The sequence below is a fragment of the Streptomyces sp. TRM49041 genome (assembly GCF_008271805.1).
Classification (GTDB): Bacteria; Actinomycetota; Actinomycetes; order Streptomycetales; family Streptomycetaceae; genus Streptomyces.
The window spans coordinates 38951-56320 of record NZ_VSRY01000159.1 but is presented as its reverse complement, the minus strand read 5'-3'; the positions used below and the strand labels follow the sequence as shown (position 1 = coordinate 56320).

Sequence of the window (17370 nt, the reverse complement as noted above, 5' to 3'; positions counted from 1 at the left end):
CTTACCGCTGGTGCTTGGCCGGGCCTTCGGCGACCACGTCGCCGATCACGATGACCGCCGGGGGACGTACGTCCTGCGCCCTGACCGTCTCGGCGACCGTCGCGAGCGTGGCGTCCACGCGGCGCTGGGCAGATGTCGTGCCCTCCTGGACGAGGGCGAGCGGGGTGGCCGGGTCCTTGCCGTGTGCGATCAGGGCTTCGGCGATCTTCCCGATCTTGTCCACGCCCATGAGGATCACCAGTGTGCCGCGGAGCTTCGCCAGGGACGCCCAGTCCACCAGGGACCGTGGGTCGTCCGGGGCGACATGGCCGCTGACCACCGTGAACTCATGGGCGACCCCGCGGTGGGTGACCGGGATGCCGGCAGCTCCGGGCACCGAGATGGAGCTGGAGATGCCGGGGACGACCGTACAGGCGATGCCCGCCTCGGCGAGCGCCTGGGCCTCCTCCATGCCGCGGCCGAACACGAACGGGTCGCCGCCCTTGAGGCGGACCACCGACCTGCCCCGCTTGGCGTGCTCGATCAGCGCGTTGTTGATCGCCTCCTGAGCCATGAAACGGCCGTACGGGATCTTCGCCGCGTCGATGACCTCGACGTGCGGCGGCAGCTCGTCCAGGAGGTCGCGCGGGCCCAGCCGGTCGGCGATGACCACGTCGGCCTCGGCGAGGAGGCGGCGGCCGCGGACCGTGATCAGGTCCGGGTCGCCGGGGCCGCCGCCCACCAGGGCGACGAACGGGGCGCGGGCGCGGTGCTGGGGTGCCGCGAGGGTGCCGTCGCGCAGGCCCTCGACGATCGCGTCCCGGACGGCGGCGGAGCGGCGCGGGTCGTTACCCGTGAGGACCGCGACGGTGACACCTTCGATCCGGCCGGTCGCCGGGGTCCAGGCGGTGGCCGCCTCGGCGTCGTCGGCGCGTACGCACCAGGTCTTGGTCCGCTCGGCCTCGGCGGAGGCGCGGGCGTTGGCGGCCGGGTCGGTGGTCGCGATCAGCGCGTACCAGGCGTCGGCGATGTCGCCGTCCTCGTACCTGCGGCGCTCCCAGCGGATCTCACCGGCCTCCGCCATGGCCTCCACGGACGCGGTGGCGGACGGCGAGACGAGCGTGACGTCCGCGCCCGCGGCGATCAGCGCCGGGAGGCGGCGCTGAGCCACCTGGCCGCCGCCGATGACGACGACACGGCGCCCGGAGAGGCGAAGACCGACGGGGTAGGCGGGCTGCTCGGCGTTTTCGACCATGGCGGTGTGGTCTCCTCGGCGGGTGGTGCGGTGTGCGGAGCCACTGCGGCGGTGAAGTGGCTGGTGAGAGGGGCGTGCGCTGCGACCACGATACGGGGCCGCGCCGCCGGGTCCCGTTGTGTCCACCCGTTCCGGCCCAGACGGAACGCATGCCCACAACGGGACCGGCCTCGTACGGCGACCCGGCGCCCGGGTGCGGCTACTTCTCGGTGACGCCGGCCGAGTCGAACGTCGCCACCTCGTGCATGGCGCGGGCCGCGCTCTGCACCAGGGGGAGGGCCAGCAGGGCGCCGGTGCCCTCGCCGAGGCGGAGGTCCAGGTCGACCAGGGGGCGGAGGCCCAGCTTGTTGAGCGCGGCCACATGGCCGGGCTCGGCGCTGCGGTGGCCAGCGATGCAGGCCGCCAGGGACTCGGGTGCGATGGCCCGGGCGACCAGGGCCGCCGCGCCCGCGCTGACCCCGTCGAGGATGACGGGGGTACGCAGGGACGCGCCGCCGAGGATGAAGCCGACCATCGCGGCGTGCTCCAGGCCGCCGATCGCCGCGAGGACGCCGATCGGGTCGGCCGGGTCCGGCTTGTGGAGGTCGAGGGCCCGGCGTACGACGTCGACCTTGCGGGCGTGCATCTCGTCGTTGATACCGGTGCCGCGGCCGGTGACCTCGGCGGGGTCCGCGCCCGTGAAGACGGAGATCAGCGCGGCCGACGCGGTGGTGTTCGCGATGCCCATCTCGCCGGTGAGGACGGCCTTGTTGCCGGCGGCGACCAGGTCGCGGGCGGTCTCGATGCCGACCTCGATGGCGGAGAGGACGTCCTCGTGGGTGAGGGCGGGCCCCGCGGTGAAGTCGGCCGTGCCGGGGCGCACCTTGCGGGGCAGCAGGCCGGGCGTGGCCGGGAGTTCGGCGGCGACGCCGACGTCGACGACGCAGACCTCCGCGCCGACCTGGTGGGCGAACGCGTTGCAGACCGCGCCGCCGCCGAGGAAGTTGGCGACCATCTGGGCCGTCACCTCCTGCGGCCAGGCGGTGACGCCCTGGGCGTGCACCCCGTGGTCACCCGCGAAGATCGCCACGGCGGCGGGCTCCGGGACGGGGGGCGGGCAGGTGCGGGAGAGGCCGGAGAGCTGGGCGGAGATGATCTCCAGCATGCCGAGGGCGCCGGCCGGCTTGGTCATGCGCTTCTGGCGCTCCCACGCCTCGCCGAGCGCCTTCGCGTCCAGCGGCCGGATGTTGGCGACGGTCTCCTGGAGGAGGTCGTGCGGCTCCTCGCCGGGCAGCGCGCGGCGGCCGTACGTCTCCTCGTGGACGACCCACGACAGCGGGCGGCGCTTGGACCAGCCCGCCTGCATCAGCTCGGGCTCGTCGGGGAACTCGTCGACGTAGCCGACGCAGAGGTACGCGACCACTTCGAGGTGGTCGGGCAGACCGAGGACGCGGACCATCTCGCGCTCGTCGAAGAAGCTGACCCAGCCGACGCCGAGGCCCTCGGCGCGGGCGGCGAGCCAGAGGTTCTCGACGGCGAGCGCGGAGGAGTACGGGGCCATCTGCGGCTGCGTGTGGCGGCCCAGGGTGTGGCGGCCGCCGCGGGTCGGGTCGGCGGTGACGACGATGTTCACCGGAGTGTCGAGGATGGCCTCGATCTTCAGTTCCTTGAACTGCTTGGCCCGGCCCTTGGGCAGCGAATTGGCGTACGCCTCGCGCTGGCGCTGCGCGAGTTCGTGCATGCTGCGGCGCGTCTCGGCGGAGCGGATGACGACGAAGTCCCAGGGCTGCGAGTGGCCGACGGAGGGCGCCGTGTGGGCCGCCTCCAGGACGCGCAGGAGCACCTCGTGCGGGATCGGGTCGCTGCGGAAGCCGTTGCGGATGTCGCGGCGTTCCCGCATCACCCGCAGGATCGCCTCACGCTCGTCGTCCGCGTAGCCGGGCGCCGGGGCGCCGGCGTCGGAGCCGTCTGCGGGCTGCGCCTCCTCGGGGGCGGGGGCCGGGGCGGTGAGCGCGGCAGCCTCGGCAGCCGCGGCCTCGGCGCCCGCGGGGGGCTGCTCGGCGAGCGCCGGGTCGGCGGCGGCAGCGATGGGGTCCGCGTCGGCGGCTGCCTGCTCGGTGGCTGCCTGCTCGGCGGTGGTCTGCTCGGCGGGTGCGGGATCGGCCGGCGCGACGCCGGCGGCCGGGTCGACGGGCGCGGTGGCGTCGGCAGCCGCGGCGGTTGCCTGCTCGGCGGGGGCTGTCTGCTCGTCGGGCGCGGCTGCGGTGGGCACGGCGACGACGGGTGCCTGTCCGGCCTGGGCCTGGTCGGCGGGCGCGGCGGAAGTGGGTGCCGAGTCGGTGGGCGCCGCCTCGGCCGGACCCGTCCCGTCCGCCGGGCCTTCGGCGGGCCGGGCGTCCGCGGTGTGGCCCGCCTGCTCGGTCGGCTCGGCCGCGGGCTGGGCCGGTTCCTGGACCGGCGTGCCTTGCGCGGGGGTGGCGGCCTGCTCCGGGGCGGGCGTCGTCTGCGCGGGGGCGGGGCCCGGCTGCCCGGCGACGGGGACGGCCCGCGCCTGGGCCACCGGCTCGGCGGCGGGGGCGACCGGCTCGGGCGTCGTCCCCTGCGCGGGCGCGGGAGCCGCCTGCCCCGGGACCTGCGTCATCTGTTCGGGAGTGGTGGGCTCCGGCGCCGGGGCGACGGTCGGCTCCTGCGCGGGCAGCACCTGCTCGGGACCGGAGGCCCGCTCAGGGCCGGGCGCTTCCTGCTGGGGCGCGGCCGGGACCTGCTCGGCGGCCGGGGCCTGCTCCGGGGCGGGTGCGCCCTGCTCGGGAGCGGTCGGTGTCTGTTCGGCGGCCGCGGCCTGCGGGACCGGGATGCCCTGTTCTGGCGCCGGAACGCCCTGGCCCGGGGCCTGGGGGGTCGGCTCGGTGGCCGGGACGCCATGGGCGGGCGTCGCCTGTGCCGGGGCGGGGGCGCCCTGCTCGGGAACGGGGACGGCCTGCTCGGGGGCCTGGGTCGGCTGGGCCGGGGTCGGCGTCGGCTGGGCCGACGTCGGCTGGGCCGGGGCTGGCTGGGCTGGGGTCGGTTGGGCTGGGGCCGGGGTCGGTTCGGGAGCCACGGTGGCCTGCTCCGGGGTCGGGACGCCCTGCGGGGGCGTCGGCTGTACAGCCGCCTGGACCTGCTGCGCCTGGTCGACGCCGGCCTCCGGGGCCTGCGGGGCCTGGGGCTCCGTCGTGGCACCGTCGCGGGGGGCGGGAACCCTCGGGGCGGGTTCGGGCGCCTGGGCCGGCTCGGGGCTGCCCGGCGTGGGGGCGAGGTTCGGGGCGGTCGGGACGGAGCCCTCCACCGGCACGAACTGCGCCGGAGCCGCCGGGTCCCGGACGACCGTTTCTGCTGGGGCGGCAAGCGGATTCTGGGGCTGCTGTGACTCGTGTGACTGCTGCGACCAGGGTTCCGCGCCCTGTGGAGGGACCTCGGCCGTCTGCGGTGCGGGCCGTACGGAGGCGGGCTCCTCGCGCGGGACGTCCAGGTACTCGGGGCCGGTCGTCGGCGGGCCCTGGACCGGCATGGGCGCCGGCCCACGGTCGGCGAGCGAGCGCACCACGCCGCCCGTGCTCTCGGGCATGGGCGGGCCCATGTGGAGGGGGCGCCGCGCGTGCTGCGGCGCCTGGCCGGCGGCCGACTGAGGGAACCGTACGGCCCCGAGGTCGACGGAGCCGGAGTCCCGGCCGCCCGCCTCGTGCGCTCCGGTCTCGTGCGCTCCGGTCTCGTGGACGGCGGGCTCGTACGCGACGGCGGCCTCCTGGGCGAACGGATCGTACCCGGGCTGCGCGGCCGCCTGCGGCATCGGTACGGCCACCGGCGGGGCCGTCGGGACGCCGGGCTGCGGCTCGGTCCAGGCGCCCTGGGCGCCCGGCATCAGGAGAAGGTCATCGTCGTCGGCGGTGTTCTCGGAGGGGTCGAGGAAGGTGTACGCACCCGGAGCGGGCATGCCCGGCTGCTCCACCATGCCTGCGTTCTCCGGCTGTCCCTCGCCCGGGACCTGGCCGGTGTCAGTCATGCGTACCCCTCGCCCATCGGTTCTGCTCCTTCAGACTTCCGCCCGCCATCAACAACGAGCGTGCGCGCCGCGCGGCACGAACGGCGTGCGGACACGCAGCATTCTCTCCGCCTTCGGGCCCCGCGGCAGCGGCTTCCGCCACGGTCGGCTGTGGACTGCGCCACGTCGCGCGTCCCCCCCTGTCACGTTCTCCCACGTGATGACCCCGAAGAGGGGCACTTCTCCGGATATTGACGAACGAATGCCCGGCTGTGGTGGAACGGTCGGCCAGCCTACCTGTCCTTCTGTAGCGACAGGATCACGGGGCGGGTCTGCGTCCGGCGATGAGGAAGGCCACCGAGCGGTCGCGTTCGGACCAGGCGGCGGGGTCGAGGTCGACGGACTGAAGGAGGCGGCACTCGACGGTGTAGCCGCCGGCGGTGAGGGCCGCTCCGACGGCCTCGGCCTCGTCGCGGGTGCCGGCGTGCGCGACGATCCGTTCGGGGCGCCGGTCCGCGCAGGCGGCCACGACGGGCGCTCCCCCGCCGCCGACGCGTACGACGTCGGGTTCGGGGAGACGTTCCAGTACGTACGGGGCGCGGCCGGTGACGGTCTGGAGCTGGACGCCGAAGCGACGGGCGGCCGCCTCCGCACGGGCACAGGCGGCCGGGTCGGCGTCCACGGCGATGACGGCGGCGCCGAAGCGGGCGGCCTCGGCGGCGAAGGCGCCGGAGCCGGTGCCGATGTCCCACACGAGGTCGCCGACGCGGGGGCCCAGGCGGGCCAGCTGGGCGGCACGGAGCTCGGGGGCCTCGCCCGTCGCGTGGGTGGGCTCCTCGTCGTACGCCTCCGGGGGCAGTCCCCAGCCGCGCGCGGGGCCGGGGTCGGGGCCCATGAGCCAGCCGCTGCCGGGGGTGGCGGAGCCGCCGATGACGATGACGACGTTGGGGTTGCGCCAGGTGTGGTCGGCGACCTTGTCGGAGGTGAGGACGGTGACCTGTTCCCGCTCGGTGCCCAGGGCCTCGCAGATGACGAAGGTGCGATGGACGCCGTCGAGCATGAGGGCGAGTTCGGCGGGTCCGGCGCCCGGGGAGGTGAGGACGGCGACCTTGGGGTGGGCGCGGCAGACGTTGACGGCGCGGCGCAGCGTCCGGGTGTGGGCGACGACGACACGGGCGTCGTCCCAGGGCATTCCGGCGCGGGCGAAGGCGGCGGCGACGGAGGAGACGGCGGGGACGACTTCGACTTCGAGGCCGTGCTGGGGGGCGCGGAGGGTGCGGACGACGCCGAAGAAGCCGGGGTCGCCGTCGGCGAGGACGACGGCGGTGCCACGGTGGGCGGCGATGCGGCGGGCGGCGAGGTCGACGCTGCCGAGGCGGATGCGTTCGGCCTGGGCGGGGATCTCGGGCAGCGCGAGGTGGTGGGCGGCCCCGGCGACGAGGGTGGCGGCCGAGAGGGCGGACCGCGCGGCTGCGGTGAGCGGGGAGCCGTCCCATCCGATCACCGTGACCCGGTCGGCCATCTTCGTCTGTCTCCTGGGGTGTCGGTACGGGGTGTCGGTACGGGGTGTCGGTACGGGGTGTCGGTGCAGGTCGGGGCTGGTGCGAGCGTACCTGGAACCTGCGTCGGGCAGCAGGTGGCCGGAGTCAGTTCCAGTCGTTGTAGGAGGGGTAACCGGCGTCGGCGAAGTGGTCGGTGGTGCCTTCGAAGTCCTCGGGGAGGAGGCTCCAGACGATCAGGTCGGTCCGGATCTCGGTCCAGCCGCCGTCCTCCGTCTGGGCGCGGGCTATCCAGGCGTTGCGCAGGACGCCTTCGCTGATGCAGCCGATCTTCTGTGCGACCTGCTGGGACGCGGTGTTGCCCGCGGCGGTGCGGAGCTCGAGGCGTTCGAAGCGCTGTTCGCGGAAGAGCCAGCGGGCGACGGCGAGGACGGATTCGGTGGCGTAGCCCTCGCCGCGGGCCCAGGGGGCGGTGACATAGGCGATCTCGGTGGAGCGGGCGCGCCAGTCGGTCTGGCGCAGATGGACGGTGCCGACGAGGCGCTGGGTGAGGAACTCGGTGACGGCGAGTGCGATGCCGTGGCCGCCGGTGCGTTCCGCAGGAGCGATCCTGCGCACCCAGTCCTCCGCGTGTGCCGTGGTGTAGGGGTGCGGGGCCGAGGTCCAGGCGACGGTCAGCTCGTCGTTCATCATCTCGGTGTGGGCCGGGATGTCCATGTCGTCGTAGGGGCGCAGCACCAACCGTTCCGTGCTGATGGAGATGTCCGGAAAGGTGGTGGTCATGCGCAACTCCATGCAAAGGGCCGGGGACTGTTGGTGAAGGTCGTGAACGGACAGCATGCAGCATGAACTGGCCGCCGTGCATGGCGGGACGGGAAGGGCCCCGTGCACCGGGTGGTGCGCGGGGCCCTTTGTGGGGCTGCTGTTACTTGGCCGCGCCGAAGGCGGGGATGACGGAGCCGTTGTAGGTGTCCTCGATGTACTTCTCGACCTCGGGCGAGTTGAGGAGCTCGGCGAGCTTCACGACCCTCGGGTCCTTCTGCTTTCCGTCCTTGACGGCGAGGAAGTTGGCGTACGGATTGCCCTCGGACTTCTCGAGGGCCAGGGCGTCCTCGGCGGGGGTGAGGTCGGCCTCGATCGCGTAGTTGCCGTTGATGACGGCGGCGTCGACGTCGCTCAGGGCGCGGGGAACCGTGGCGGCCTCCAGCTCCTTGAACTCCAGGCCCTTCTTGTCCGTGATGTCGGAGAGCCTGGCATCGGCGCCGACGCCGTCCTTGAGGGCGATCAGGCCGTTGTCGGCGAGGAGCTTGAGCGCGCGGCCCCCGTTGGTGGTGTCGTTGGGGACGGCGACGGTCTGGCCCGGCTTGATGTCCTTGAGGGACTTGAGCTTCTGGGAGTAGAGGCCGAGCGGTTCGAGGTGGACGTTCACCACGGGGACGATGGTGGTGCTGTTCTTCTTGTTGAAGTCGTCCAGGTACGGCTTGTGCTGGAAGTAGTTGGCGTCGACCTGGCCCTGCTGGGTGGCGGTGTTCGGCAGGACGTAGTCGGTGAACTCCTTGATCTCCAGCTTGAGGCCGGCCTTCTCGGCGAGGTTGTCCTTGACGTAGGTGAGGATGTCGGCGTGCGGCGTCGGGGACGCGGCGACGACGAGCGGCTTGGACGCGTCGGCGGTGCCCGAGTCGGCGGTGGCCGGGTCGGAGGCGGTGCCGCAGGCGGTGAGGCCGAGGGCGAGCGCGGTGATGCCGGTGAAGGCGGCGATGGTCTTGATGTCGTTACGCACGAAGAGTGCCTCTTTCTGGTGGTGCGGATGACGCCCGGACAAGGAGTGCGGGCTTCTTCTTCGGTCGCGAGCTGTGTGGTCGCGCGAAGTCGGGGTGCGTCCGTCGGGTCAGGACGCTGTGCGGCCGCGTCGGGCGAGGAGCCGTACGACGCCGTCGCCGATCAGCTGGACGACGGACACGATCACGATGAGGATCACGATCGTGACGAGCATGAAGGTGGTGTCGAACCGCTGGTAGCCGTAGGTGATGGCCTTGGAGCCGAGTCCTTCGCCGCCGACCGCGCCGGCCATCGCGGAGTAGCCGATGAGGACGATGACGGTGGTGGTGACGGCGGAGACCAGGGACGGCAGGGCCTGCGGCAGGAGCACCTTGCGGATGATGGTGGGGATGGAGCCGCCCATGGACTGGACCGCTTCCACCAGGCCGTGGTCGACCTCGCGGACGGCGGTCTCGACGAGGCGCGCGAAGAACGGGATGGCGCCGATGGCGAGGGGGACGATCATCGCTGTGGGGCCGATGAAGGTGCCGACGACCAGCTTCGTGAACGGGATCAGCGCGATCAGCAGAATGATGAACGGCAGTGAGCGGCCGATGTTCACGAGGACGCCGACGGCCTTGTTGACGGCGGTGTTCCGCAGCAGACCGCCCTTGTCGGTGAGGACGAGCAGGAGGCCGAGGGGCAGTCCGCCGAGTACGGAGACGACGGTGGCCCACAGGACCATGTAGAGGGTGTCGACGGTGCCCTGGCCGAGCAGGGGCTGCATCTCGTTCCAGGTCACCGGGCACCGTCCTTGGCGAGGAGGGACTGAGGGGCGTCGACGACGTCGACCTGGAGGCCCTGTTCGCGGAGGAAGCCGACGGGGACGACGTTCTCCTCGTACCGGCCGGGGAGTTCGATGCGCATACGTCCGATCTGCCTGCCGCCGACGGTGTCCATGGCGGCGCCGAGGATCGATATGTCGATGTTGTAGGTGCGGGCCAACTGGGAGACGACGGGCTGGGTCGCGGCCTCGCCGTGGAAGGTGACATCGACGACGGTGCGGTCGGGGCCGGTGGCCTGGCCGCTCACCGGGAAGAGTTCACCGGCCAGTTCGGAGCCGGGGGTGGCGAGCAGTTCGGCGACGGTGCCGGACTCGACGACGCGGCCCTTCTTCATGAGGGCGGCGGAGTCGCAGATCGTCTTCACGACGTCCATCTCGTGCGTGATGAGGAGGACGGTCAGGCCGAGTTGCCGGTTGAGGTCGCGCAGCAGTTGGAGGATGGAGCGGGTGGTCTCCGGGTCGAGGGCGCTGGTGGCCTCGTCGGAGAGCAGCACCTTGGGGTTGCCGGCGAGGGCGCGGGCGATACCGACGCGCTGCTTCTGACCGCCGGAGAGCTGGCCCGGGTAGGTCCGGGCCTTGTCGGCGAGGCCGACGAGGTCGAGGAGTTCGAGGGCGCGGCGGGCGCGGTCGGCGCCGGAGACGCCGAGGATCTCGAGCGGCAGTTCGATGTTGTCCTGGACGGTGCGCGAGGACAGCAGGTTGAAGTGCTGGAAGACCATGCCGATGCGGCTGCGGGCGCGGCGCAGGTCCTTCCCGGCGCGGCGGCCGCGGCCGGCGAGGGCGGTGAGGTCGGTGCCGTCGACCGTCACGGTCCCGGAGGTGGGGCGCTCCAGGAGGTTGACGCAGCGGATCAGGGAGGACTTGCCGGCGCCGCTCTGGCCGATGACGCCGAACACCTCCCCTTCGCGGACGTGCAGGTCGACGCCGTCCAGAGCGGTGACCTGGCGGCCGCGCGACTCGTAGACCTTGGTCAGGCCCTTGGTGGTGATCACTGGGGTTTCCGTCACTGTCGAGTGCGCGGCGCGGTGTCCGCCGGGCACGGGGCATTCGTCAATTCCGACGCGCGGCACAGCTGCCGGTGGGAGGCGTGTGCGCGGGGCAGGCGCGGTCCGGCGGGTTCCTTCACACGCGGACGCGGCCGACTGCTCGGCTGTCGGGTCTCGCTTCGGGGCGCGAGGCTCGGTCAGGGGCCCTCTAGAAGGCGCGCATTCGACACATACAACGAGCACCGGGCGTCGTCATCGCCTCGGTCGCAAGGGTGCGGCTGCTCGTCGTGGTCATGGCTGCAGTAAAGCAGAATCCGTCGTTGATCGATCACGGATGTCCGCATAGCGGACGCTTGCGCTGCGGCATACGGACGGCCCGGAAGGTCCGGAACCCGCCGGGACCTCCGATTCTCCGGTGCCGGCCTGCGCGGATACGGCACGACGGCCGACGCCGGGGCGCCGGACCGCGCACCGGGCGGCGGGGCGAGCTGTGGTCAAGACCACGTGCTGTGCGGGGGCGGCCGCAGCGGGCGTTTTCGTCCGTAATAGTCTCGGCGCATGCTCACCGCCCTGACCCTCACGGTGTCCGTCGCCGCGCTGGCCCTGGCCGCGTGGTGCGGTTTCGCCGCGTCCCGGGACCAGCCCACGAAGGACTGGCACTTCATCGGCATGGCCGTGGTGACCTTGCTGGCTCTGGCCCAGCTGGTGGTCGGTGTGGTGCGGCTGGCGCAGGGCGACCGGGCCGACGAGGGTACGGCGATCTTCGTGGCGTATCTGCTGGGGGCGCTCTTGGCGGTGCCGGCGGCGGGGTTCATGTCGCTGGTGGAGCGGAGCCGGTGGGGTTCGGCGACCGTCGCGGCCGGCGCGGTCGTGCTGGCGGTGCTGGAGGTGCGTCTCCACGACATCTGGTGGAAGGGCTGAGATGACCACGAACCGCCTGGTCAAAGGACCCGGCATGCTGCTGGTGTGGCTGTACGGGGTGATGTCGGTCGGCGCCGTCTCGCGCTCCGCGTACCAGATCGCCACCGAGTTCGACCGCGCTCCGCTGGCGTACGGCCTGTCGGCGGTCGCCGCCGTCGTCTACGTCTTCATCACGTACACGCTCGTACGGGGCGGGGAGACCGCCCGCAAGGCGGCGCTGGTGTGCTGCGCCGCCGAGCTGGTCGGCGTGCTGACCGTCGGCACATGGACGGTGCTTGACCCGGCGGCCTTCCCCGACACCACGGTCTGGTCGAAGTTCGGCTACGGCTACATCTTCATCCCGGTCCTGCTTCCGGTGACCGGCATGCTGTGGCTGCGCCGCTCGCGCCAGGTCGCCGCCGCCGTCTAGCTGGTCAGGCCGTGTCCGGCGGATCTTCCCACCCCGCCGCTCCGCCACCGAACCCCGCTCCTCAAAGGCCGGAGGGGCTGATCATCAGCACGCCGGGGGCGGAGCCCCCGCTTTCGGGAGGGGCGGGGCAGCGGAAAGACCCGCCGGAGAGACCTAGGCGGCCTTCTCCAGGGTGACCAGAGTGAGGCGCGGGCCGATCTCCAGGGCGCCGACGGCCTCGTAGCCCTTCTTGCGGTAGAGGCGCAGGTTGCCCTCGCTGCGGTGGCCGGTGAGGAGCTGGAACCGCTTGGCGGCGAACTGCGCGTCGGTGGCCAGGTGCTCCTCGATGGCGTCGAGGAGCCGGCCGCCCAGACCGTGGCCACGGAGCCGCGGGTGGACGATGAGCTTGGCGATGCGCGCCGTACCCGTCTCGTCGACCTCGCCGCGTACGGAGGCGACGATCTCGTCACCGAGGCGGGCGACGAGCGCGCGGCCGCGCACGAGTTCGGCCCTGAGGTCGTCGAGCGGCTGGGTGAGGGGCTCGATGGTGTAGTCGCCGTACAGCTCCGCCTCGCTCTGATAGCAGAGGTACTGCAGCTTGAGGATCTGTTCGGCATCCTGTGTGTCTGCCGCTGAGATGGTCACGCTCATGCCCATGTGTGCATGCCTCCGGCTCACCTGATACACCCTGTCGGTCTACCGCAGCTTTCCCCGATGGTCAGGAGCGGCAACCTCTGCTGCCAGCATTCTGCGCAGGCATCCCAGGCATCGGGAACGCATCGGCCCCAAACTGCCCTGTGAGATACCCAACTTCCCTGCGATTTCCTGGTAGGTCAGGTCGTTCGGCGACAGCATCGCAGCCAGTAGCCGCCGGCAGCGGGCGGGTGACCGTCGTATGGCGGAGCGCAGGGCGCGGCGGCGTTCGGCGGCGAGCGCGGCGCACTCGGGTGCCGGTGCGAGGTCGGAGCCGGGGCCCGAGCGGCTGTCGGGGGCGGGCTCGTCGTCGTACGGGAGTTCCCGGACGGTGGTGCGGCGGGCGCGGCGGGCCTCTGCCCGTACGGCACGGCGCAGCCAGTCGGCGGGGCGGTCGGGCAAGCCGTCTCCGTCGAGGCGCTCCAGGAGGCGGAGCCAGACCGCCTGCTGCAGGTCGCGCGACTCGACGCCCGCCGCGGCGGCCTCCGCGTCGGACTCGGCGGCGAGCAACGGCGTAAAGGCGCCCACCAGTTCGGGTACGGCCGACGGCTGCGGGACTGGTTCACGGGACGTCATGCCCGGCATGACACGCGTGGGGGCGGGGGCGGTTGCCCGGCCGCCGGGGAATCGCCCGATGGGGCGGTGCGGGGGCACGCGGGTGACGCGGACGCGTGCCCCCGCGGGTGTCAGCGGTCGCAGTGGTCGGCGGCGGCCAGCAGGCCGGTGTCCGGCTGGTCGGTGAAGATGCCGTCGATGCCGGTGGCGAGGTACGCCCGGTACGCCCCGAAGACGTCGCCGTACGCGTTCGGGTCCGTGCCGCGCCGGAAGTCGGCGGGCAGGAAGGTGTTCTCGTTGCGCAGCGTGTACGGGTGGAGGACCAGGCCGCGGGCGTGCGCGTCCCGTACGAGAGTGGTGGGCTCGCCCAGCCTGCCGTCGGCGTCCTTGGGTATGACCAGGTCGGCGAGGGGGCCGATGCCCTGGGCGTACGACGCGATCCAGTCGAGGCCCTCGGGCGTGATGAGGTCGGCGACGGTGCGCGGGTCGCCGGCCTCGACGAAGTCCCAGGGGCGGTCGTCGGGGGTCCACAGCAGGACGACGCGCGGGGTGCCGACGAGCCTGGCCATCCGCTCCATGCTGGTGGGCTCGAAGGACTGGAGGAACGTCGGCGAGTCGGCACGGTGCCGGCCGTAGCGGCGCAGCAGCTTCGCGAGCCGCTCCTCCAGGCCGAGGCCGAGCTTGCGGAAGTACGCGGGGTGCTTGGTCTCGACGTGCAGCCACACCGGGTGGCCGCGGCGGCGGCCCTCCTTCTCGGCCCAGCGCAGCACCTCCTCGAAGCTGGGTATGGTCCAGCGGCCGTCGTAGAGGGTGTTGTCCGGGCGGGTGCCGGGGATGCGCTCCTTGGCGCGCAGCGTCTTCAGCTCGGCGAGCGTGAAGTCCTCGGTGAACCAGCCGGTGAGGGACTGGCCGTCGACCGTCTTGGTCGTGCGGCGGGAGGCGAACTCGGGGTGGTCGGCGATGTCCGTGGTGCCCGTGATGTCGTTCTCGTGACGGCACACCAGATGGCCGTCGCTGGTGGGCACCAGGTCCTGCTCGATGACGTGGGCGCCCATGTCCAGGGCCAGCTGGTAGGAGCCGAACGTGTGCTCGGGGCGATAGCCGCTGGCACCGCGGTGCGCGATCACCGTGGGGACCGGCAGCCGGCGGAAGGCCGGGCCGTGACCCGGCCGCCCGCCACGTCCGGCCGGGGCCGCTGCCACGGCGCTTCCGGCGCCGGCGGCCGACACGGCCGCCGCCGTGGTGAGCGCCGCCGCCCCCAGTACGGTCCTGCGAGCGGGACTCCTGCGCGCACCCTGAGTCATAAAGGCTCCTCCAGTGAACATGTCTTCGATATACGGGTTGTCGGGCGCGGCTGATCGTATGCGGCTACGCCTCCCGTACGGGAGCCCCTGGACGAACGTGTGGAAAACGTGGGTCAACACTGTGTATCGACTTGTGAACCCGATGTGCGGCGGGAGGTGACTCGCGAGTACCGTACTCACCTGCAGACTTCGTCGGCCGTGCAGGACCGCGACCGCGACCGCTCACGACACCGGAGGACTCGTTGTCCCGCTTCGCGCTCATCAAGGCAGTGCTCGGCCCGGTCATGCGGCTGATGTTCCGCCCACGGGTGGAAGGCGCCGGGAACATCCCCGGGTCCGGGCCGGTCATCCTGGCGGGCAATCATCTGACGTTCATCGATTCGATGATCCTTCCGCTGGTCGTGGACCGTCAGGTGTTCTTCATCGGCAAGGACGAGTACGTCACCGGTAAGGGACTCAAGGGCCGCCTGATGGCATGGTTCTTCACCGGCGTCGGCATGATCCCGGTGGACCGGGACGGCGCCGGGGCGGCCGTGGCGGCGCTGCACACCGGACGCCGGGTGCTGGAGGAGGGCAAGGTCTTCGGCATCTACCCGGAGGGCACCCGCTCCCCCGACGGCCGCCTCTACCGCGGCCGTACGGGTATCGCGCGGCTCACGCTGATGACGGGCGCGCCCGTGGTGCCGTTCGCCCTGATCGGCACGGACAAGCTGCAGCCGGGCGGCGCGGGGCTGCCCCGGCCGGGCCGGGTGACGGTCCGGTTCGGCGAGCCGATGGAGTTCTCGCGGTACGAGGGCATGGGCCGCGACCGGTATGTGCTTCGGGCGGTGACGGACTCCGTGATGGCGGAGGTCATGCGGCTGTCGGGGCAGGAGTACGTGGACATGTACGCCACGAAGGCGAAGGCGGCCTGACCGGCCTCGTGACCGGTCTGCCGTACGGATGAGGGCCGCGCCCCCAGGGGAGTGCGGCCCTCATCCGTACCGGCCTCACGCGTGCCGCACCCCCGCAGGTGTGGGCCGTGGTGTGGGTCGTATACGTCACGGGTGCTCGACGCCGTCCTCCAGGTGCTGCCTCCGCAGCAGAAGCCAGGCCGCGGCCGCGGTGGCCAGCAGGACGGCCGCGCCGACGCCGGCCGCCAGGCGCAGGCCCTCCACGAACGCGTGCTGCGCGGCGGCCACGAGGGCATCGGCGGAACGTTCCGGAAGCGCCTTGGCCGCCTCCACGGCACCGCCGAGCGACTCGTGCGCGGCGGCCGCGGTGTCGCCGGGGACGCCTCGGGGGGTGACGAAGTCCCGGTAGACGCCCGTCACGATGGAGCCGAGGAGCGCGATACCGAGCGCCGCGCCCAGCTCGTACGCCGTCTCGGACACGGCGGAGGCCGCGCCCGCCTGCTCCTTGGGCACGCTCGACAGGATGACGTCCGCGGTCACCGTGAACGCCAGTCCCGCGCCGACGCCCACGGCCAGCAGCGACACTCCGAGCACCGGGTAGCCGGTCGTGCGGTCCAGCACCGTCAGCGCGGCCAGTGCGAGCCCGATCGCCGCGAGTCCGCCGGAGACGACGGACCGCACCGAGAACCGGCGGGCGGCGACACCCGCGACCAGTCCCGCCCCGACCGCGCCGAGCGCGGCGGGCAGCTCGGCGAGACCGGCCTCCAGCGGGCTGCGCTCCTGGACCAGTTGCAGGAACTGGGACAGGAAGAAGATCAGCCCGGACAGGCCCAGGATGGTCAGCAGGTCGGCGAGGACCGCGCCCGAGAAGCCCCGGTGCCGGAACAGCCGCATGTCGAGCAGCGGCGCCGGCAGCGTCAGCTGACGGCGTACGAACCAGATCAGCGCGGCGGCACCGACCGCGGCGGCGATTCCGGCCTCCGGGCGGAAGCCGTGCGCGGCCGCCTCCTTGACCGCGTATACGACACCGATCATGCCGACGAGGGACAGGGCGACGCTCGGCAGGTCCCACGGGCCGGGCGCCGGGTTCTTCGACTCGGGGATCAGCCGGGCGCCGACCACCACGAGGACCGCCATGACCGGCAGGTTGATCAGGAAGACCGAGCCCCACCAGAAGTGCTCCAGCAGGAACCCGCCGACGACCGGCCCCACGGCGGCGCCCGCCGACGCCATCGCACCCCAGATACCGACGGCGAAGCTGCGCTCGCGCGGGTCGGGGAAGAGGTTGCGGATCAGGGCCAGCGTGGCCGGCATGAGCGTCGCCCCCGCGACGCCGAGCAGCGCCCGGGCGGCGATCATCATCTCGGGCGTGGTCGCGTAGGCGTTGAGGACGGAGACCGCGCCGAACGCGGTCGCTCCGGTGAGAAGCAGCTTCTTGCGGCCGATGCGGTCACCGAGGCTGCCCATGGAGACCAGGAGCCCCGCGATCACGAAGGAGTAGACGTCGCCGATCCAGAGGAGCTGCGTGCCGGACGGCTTGAGGTCCTCGCTGAGGTAGGGCGTGGCCAGGCCGAGTACGGTGGCGTCGACCGCGACCAGCAGCACGGCCAGGACGAGCACGGCGAGCGCGAGCCAGCGGCCCGGGCGGTGTACGGCCTCCGCGTCCTCGACCGGCTGTGCGGTTCGGGTCACTTGTCCACGCTCCTGCGTGCTCCGCCGAGCAGCAACTCGACGATCATGTACTGGAAGTCCTTGCCCGCGACCCGCCCGTCCTGGACGCACCAGGCGCAGGTGCCGATGAGGCCGTAGAGGGCCTCTGTCAGCCAGGCGGGCGTGAGGTCGATCCGGAACTCGCCGCGCTCCTGGCCACGCCGGAACAGCGCGGAGACACGGGCGTCGAGGCGGGCCCAGCCCTCGTTCATCTGATCGCCCTCGAACAGCTGGTTCTCGGTGACGAGGAACGCGAGCAGCCCCGCGACCGGCTCCACGCCGGCCACCAGCCGCCGGAGGCCGTCCTCGGCGGTGCCGTCGTCGAGCCGGGCGGCGTCGATGGCCGCCTCGAACTCCTGGATGCCGAGCTCCTCCAGCGCCCTGACCAGCGCGTCCCGCCCGGCGAAGTGCCGGTGCAGGGTCGCCCGGCCGATCCCGGCGGCGCGGGCGACCTCGTCCATGGTGGCGGTCGACTTACGGGAGAGAAGGGCGGCGGCACTGCGGAGCACCTGGTCACGGTCAACACTCATGAGACAACCATAACCCAAGTGAGACATGAATGTCTCACTTGAAAGGTCGTCGACTCAT

At 72.7% G+C, this 17370-nt stretch carries 15 protein-coding genes; 3 read left to right on the top strand and 12 right to left on the bottom strand.

Translation table 11 applies throughout. The annotated features are described in order from the left end of the window. Position 1: 1 nt before the first annotated feature. The 7 genes from cobA to FVS66_RS26765 form a co-directional block, all read right to left on the bottom strand. Positions 2–1234 (bottom strand): uroporphyrinogen-III C-methyltransferase, encoded by a 1233-nt coding sequence (gene cobA / locus FVS66_RS26795; protein WP_149183803.1) that lies wholly within the window; start codon positions 1232–1234, stop codon positions 2–4. A 199-nt stretch (positions 1235–1433) separates the two neighbouring features. Beyond that, the gene (cobT, locus tag FVS66_RS26790) at positions 1434–5252 is read right to left on the bottom strand and encodes a nicotinate-nucleotide--dimethylbenzimidazole phosphoribosyltransferase (protein WP_149183802.1); all 3819 of its coding nucleotides are present in this window, start codon (positions 5250–5252) and stop codon (positions 1434–1436) included. A gap of 298 nt (positions 5253–5550) precedes the next feature. Then, entirely contained in the window at positions 5551–6753 is a 1203-nt protein-coding gene (gene cbiE / locus FVS66_RS26785; protein WP_149183801.1) for a precorrin-6y C5,15-methyltransferase (decarboxylating) subunit CbiE, read from the bottom strand. A gap of 124 nt (positions 6754–6877) precedes the next feature. Continuing rightward, entirely contained in the window at positions 6878–7525 is a 648-nt protein-coding gene (locus FVS66_RS26780; RefSeq protein ID WP_149183800.1) for a GNAT family N-acetyltransferase, read from the bottom strand. Between the two features lie 130 nt (positions 7526–7655). Beyond that, a complete protein-coding gene (locus FVS66_RS26775; RefSeq protein WP_149183799.1) occupies positions 7656–8510 on the bottom strand; it encodes a MetQ/NlpA family ABC transporter substrate-binding protein in 855 nt (284 codons plus the stop codon). A gap of 108 nt (positions 8511–8618) precedes the next feature. After that, complete coding sequence (locus FVS66_RS26770) at positions 8619–9290, bottom strand: methionine ABC transporter permease (RefSeq protein ID WP_149183798.1); 672 nt, start codon at positions 9288–9290, stop codon at positions 8619–8621. Then, complete coding sequence (locus FVS66_RS26765) at positions 9287–10324, bottom strand: ATP-binding cassette domain-containing protein (RefSeq protein WP_187645708.1); 1038 nt, start codon at positions 10322–10324, stop codon at positions 9287–9289. The genes FVS66_RS26770 and FVS66_RS26765 overlap by 4 nt, the downstream gene beginning before the upstream one ends. Positions 10325–10876: 552 nt before the next feature. On the opposite strand from FVS66_RS26765, the gene FVS66_RS26760 reads away from it, so the two are divergent. Continuing rightward, the gene (locus FVS66_RS26760) at positions 10877–11239 is read left to right on the top strand and encodes a hypothetical protein (protein WP_149183796.1); all 363 of its coding nucleotides are present in this window, start codon (positions 10877–10879) and stop codon (positions 11237–11239) included. Position 11240: 1 nt separating this feature from the next. Further along, on the top strand, positions 11241–11648 hold the full coding sequence (locus FVS66_RS26755) for a hypothetical protein (RefSeq protein ID WP_149183795.1): 408 nt from the start codon (positions 11241–11243) through the stop codon (positions 11646–11648). A 153-nt stretch (positions 11649–11801) separates the two neighbouring features. Here FVS66_RS26755 and FVS66_RS26750 read toward each other — a convergent pair whose 3' ends face one another. From FVS66_RS26750 to FVS66_RS26740, 3 genes are all read right to left on the bottom strand, one after another. Continuing rightward, positions 11802–12284 carry a GNAT family N-acetyltransferase gene (locus FVS66_RS26750; RefSeq protein ID WP_149183794.1) on the bottom strand — a complete coding sequence of 161 codons (483 nt, stop codon included), beginning with the start codon at positions 12282–12284 and terminating at the stop codon, positions 11802–11804. Positions 12285–12323: 39 nt separating this feature from the next. After that, on the bottom strand, positions 12324–12896 hold the full coding sequence (locus FVS66_RS26745; RefSeq protein ID WP_149183793.1) for a sigma-70 family RNA polymerase sigma factor: 573 nt from the start codon (positions 12894–12896) through the stop codon (positions 12324–12326). 110 nt (positions 12897–13006) lie between these two features. Further along, a complete protein-coding gene (locus tag FVS66_RS26740; protein WP_149183792.1) occupies positions 13007–14179 on the bottom strand; it encodes a glycerophosphodiester phosphodiesterase in 1173 nt (390 codons plus the stop codon). A 284-nt stretch (positions 14180–14463) separates the two neighbouring features. Here FVS66_RS26740 and FVS66_RS26735 point away from each other — a divergent pair, with 284 nt between their 5' ends. Continuing rightward, complete coding sequence (locus FVS66_RS26735) at positions 14464–15093, top strand: lysophospholipid acyltransferase family protein (RefSeq protein ID WP_149183854.1); 630 nt, start codon at positions 14464–14466, stop codon at positions 15091–15093. 126 nt (positions 15094–15219) lie between these two features. On the opposite strand, the gene FVS66_RS26730 is transcribed toward FVS66_RS26735, so the two are convergent. Further along, positions 15220–16764 carry an MFS transporter gene (locus FVS66_RS26730; RefSeq protein WP_149183791.1) on the bottom strand — a complete coding sequence of 515 codons (1545 nt, stop codon included), beginning with the start codon at positions 16762–16764 and terminating at the stop codon, positions 15220–15222. Then, on the bottom strand, positions 16761–17312 hold the full coding sequence (locus FVS66_RS26725) for a TetR/AcrR family transcriptional regulator (protein ID WP_149183790.1): 552 nt from the start codon (positions 17310–17312) through the stop codon (positions 16761–16763). The genes FVS66_RS26730 and FVS66_RS26725 overlap by 4 nt, the downstream gene beginning before the upstream one ends. Positions 17313–17370: the final 58 nt, after the last annotated feature.

Excerpts from the sequence above, each read along its gene's own strand:
- cbiE (WP_149183801.1), bottom strand. The coding sequence starts at position 6,753 with ATGGCCGACCGGGTCACGGTGATCGGATGGGACGGCTCCCCGCTCACC.
- FVS66_RS26780 (WP_149183800.1), bottom strand. The coding sequence starts at position 7,525 with ATGGAGTTGCGCATGACCACCACCTTTCCGGACATCTCCATCAGCACG.
- FVS66_RS26755 (WP_149183795.1), top strand. The coding sequence starts at position 11,241 with ATGACCACGAACCGCCTGGTCAAAGGACCCGGCATGCTGCTGGTGTGG.
- FVS66_RS26735 (WP_149183854.1), top strand. The coding sequence starts at position 14,464 with ATGCGGCTGATGTTCCGCCCACGGGTGGAAGGCGCCGGGAACATCCCC.
- FVS66_RS26760 (WP_149183796.1), top strand. The coding sequence starts at position 10,877 with ATGCTCACCGCCCTGACCCTCACGGTGTCCGTCGCCGCGCTGGCCCTG.
- FVS66_RS26745 (WP_149183793.1), bottom strand. The coding sequence starts at position 12,896 with ATGACGTCCCGTGAACCAGTCCCGCAGCCGTCGGCCGTACCCGAACTG.
- FVS66_RS26725 (WP_149183790.1), bottom strand. The coding sequence starts at position 17,312 with ATGAGTGTTGACCGTGACCAGGTGCTCCGCAGTGCCGCCGCCCTTCTC.
- cobT (WP_149183802.1), bottom strand. The coding sequence starts at position 5,252 with ATGACTGACACCGGCCAGGTCCCGGGCGAGGGACAGCCGGAGAACGCA.
- FVS66_RS26750 (WP_149183794.1), bottom strand. The coding sequence starts at position 12,284 with ATGGGCATGAGCGTGACCATCTCAGCGGCAGACACACAGGATGCCGAA.
- FVS66_RS26740 (WP_149183792.1), bottom strand. The coding sequence starts at position 14,179 with ATGACTCAGGGTGCGCGCAGGAGTCCCGCTCGCAGGACCGTACTGGGG.
- cobA (WP_149183803.1), bottom strand. The coding sequence starts at position 1,234 with ATGGTCGAAAACGCCGAGCAGCCCGCCTACCCCGTCGGTCTTCGCCTC.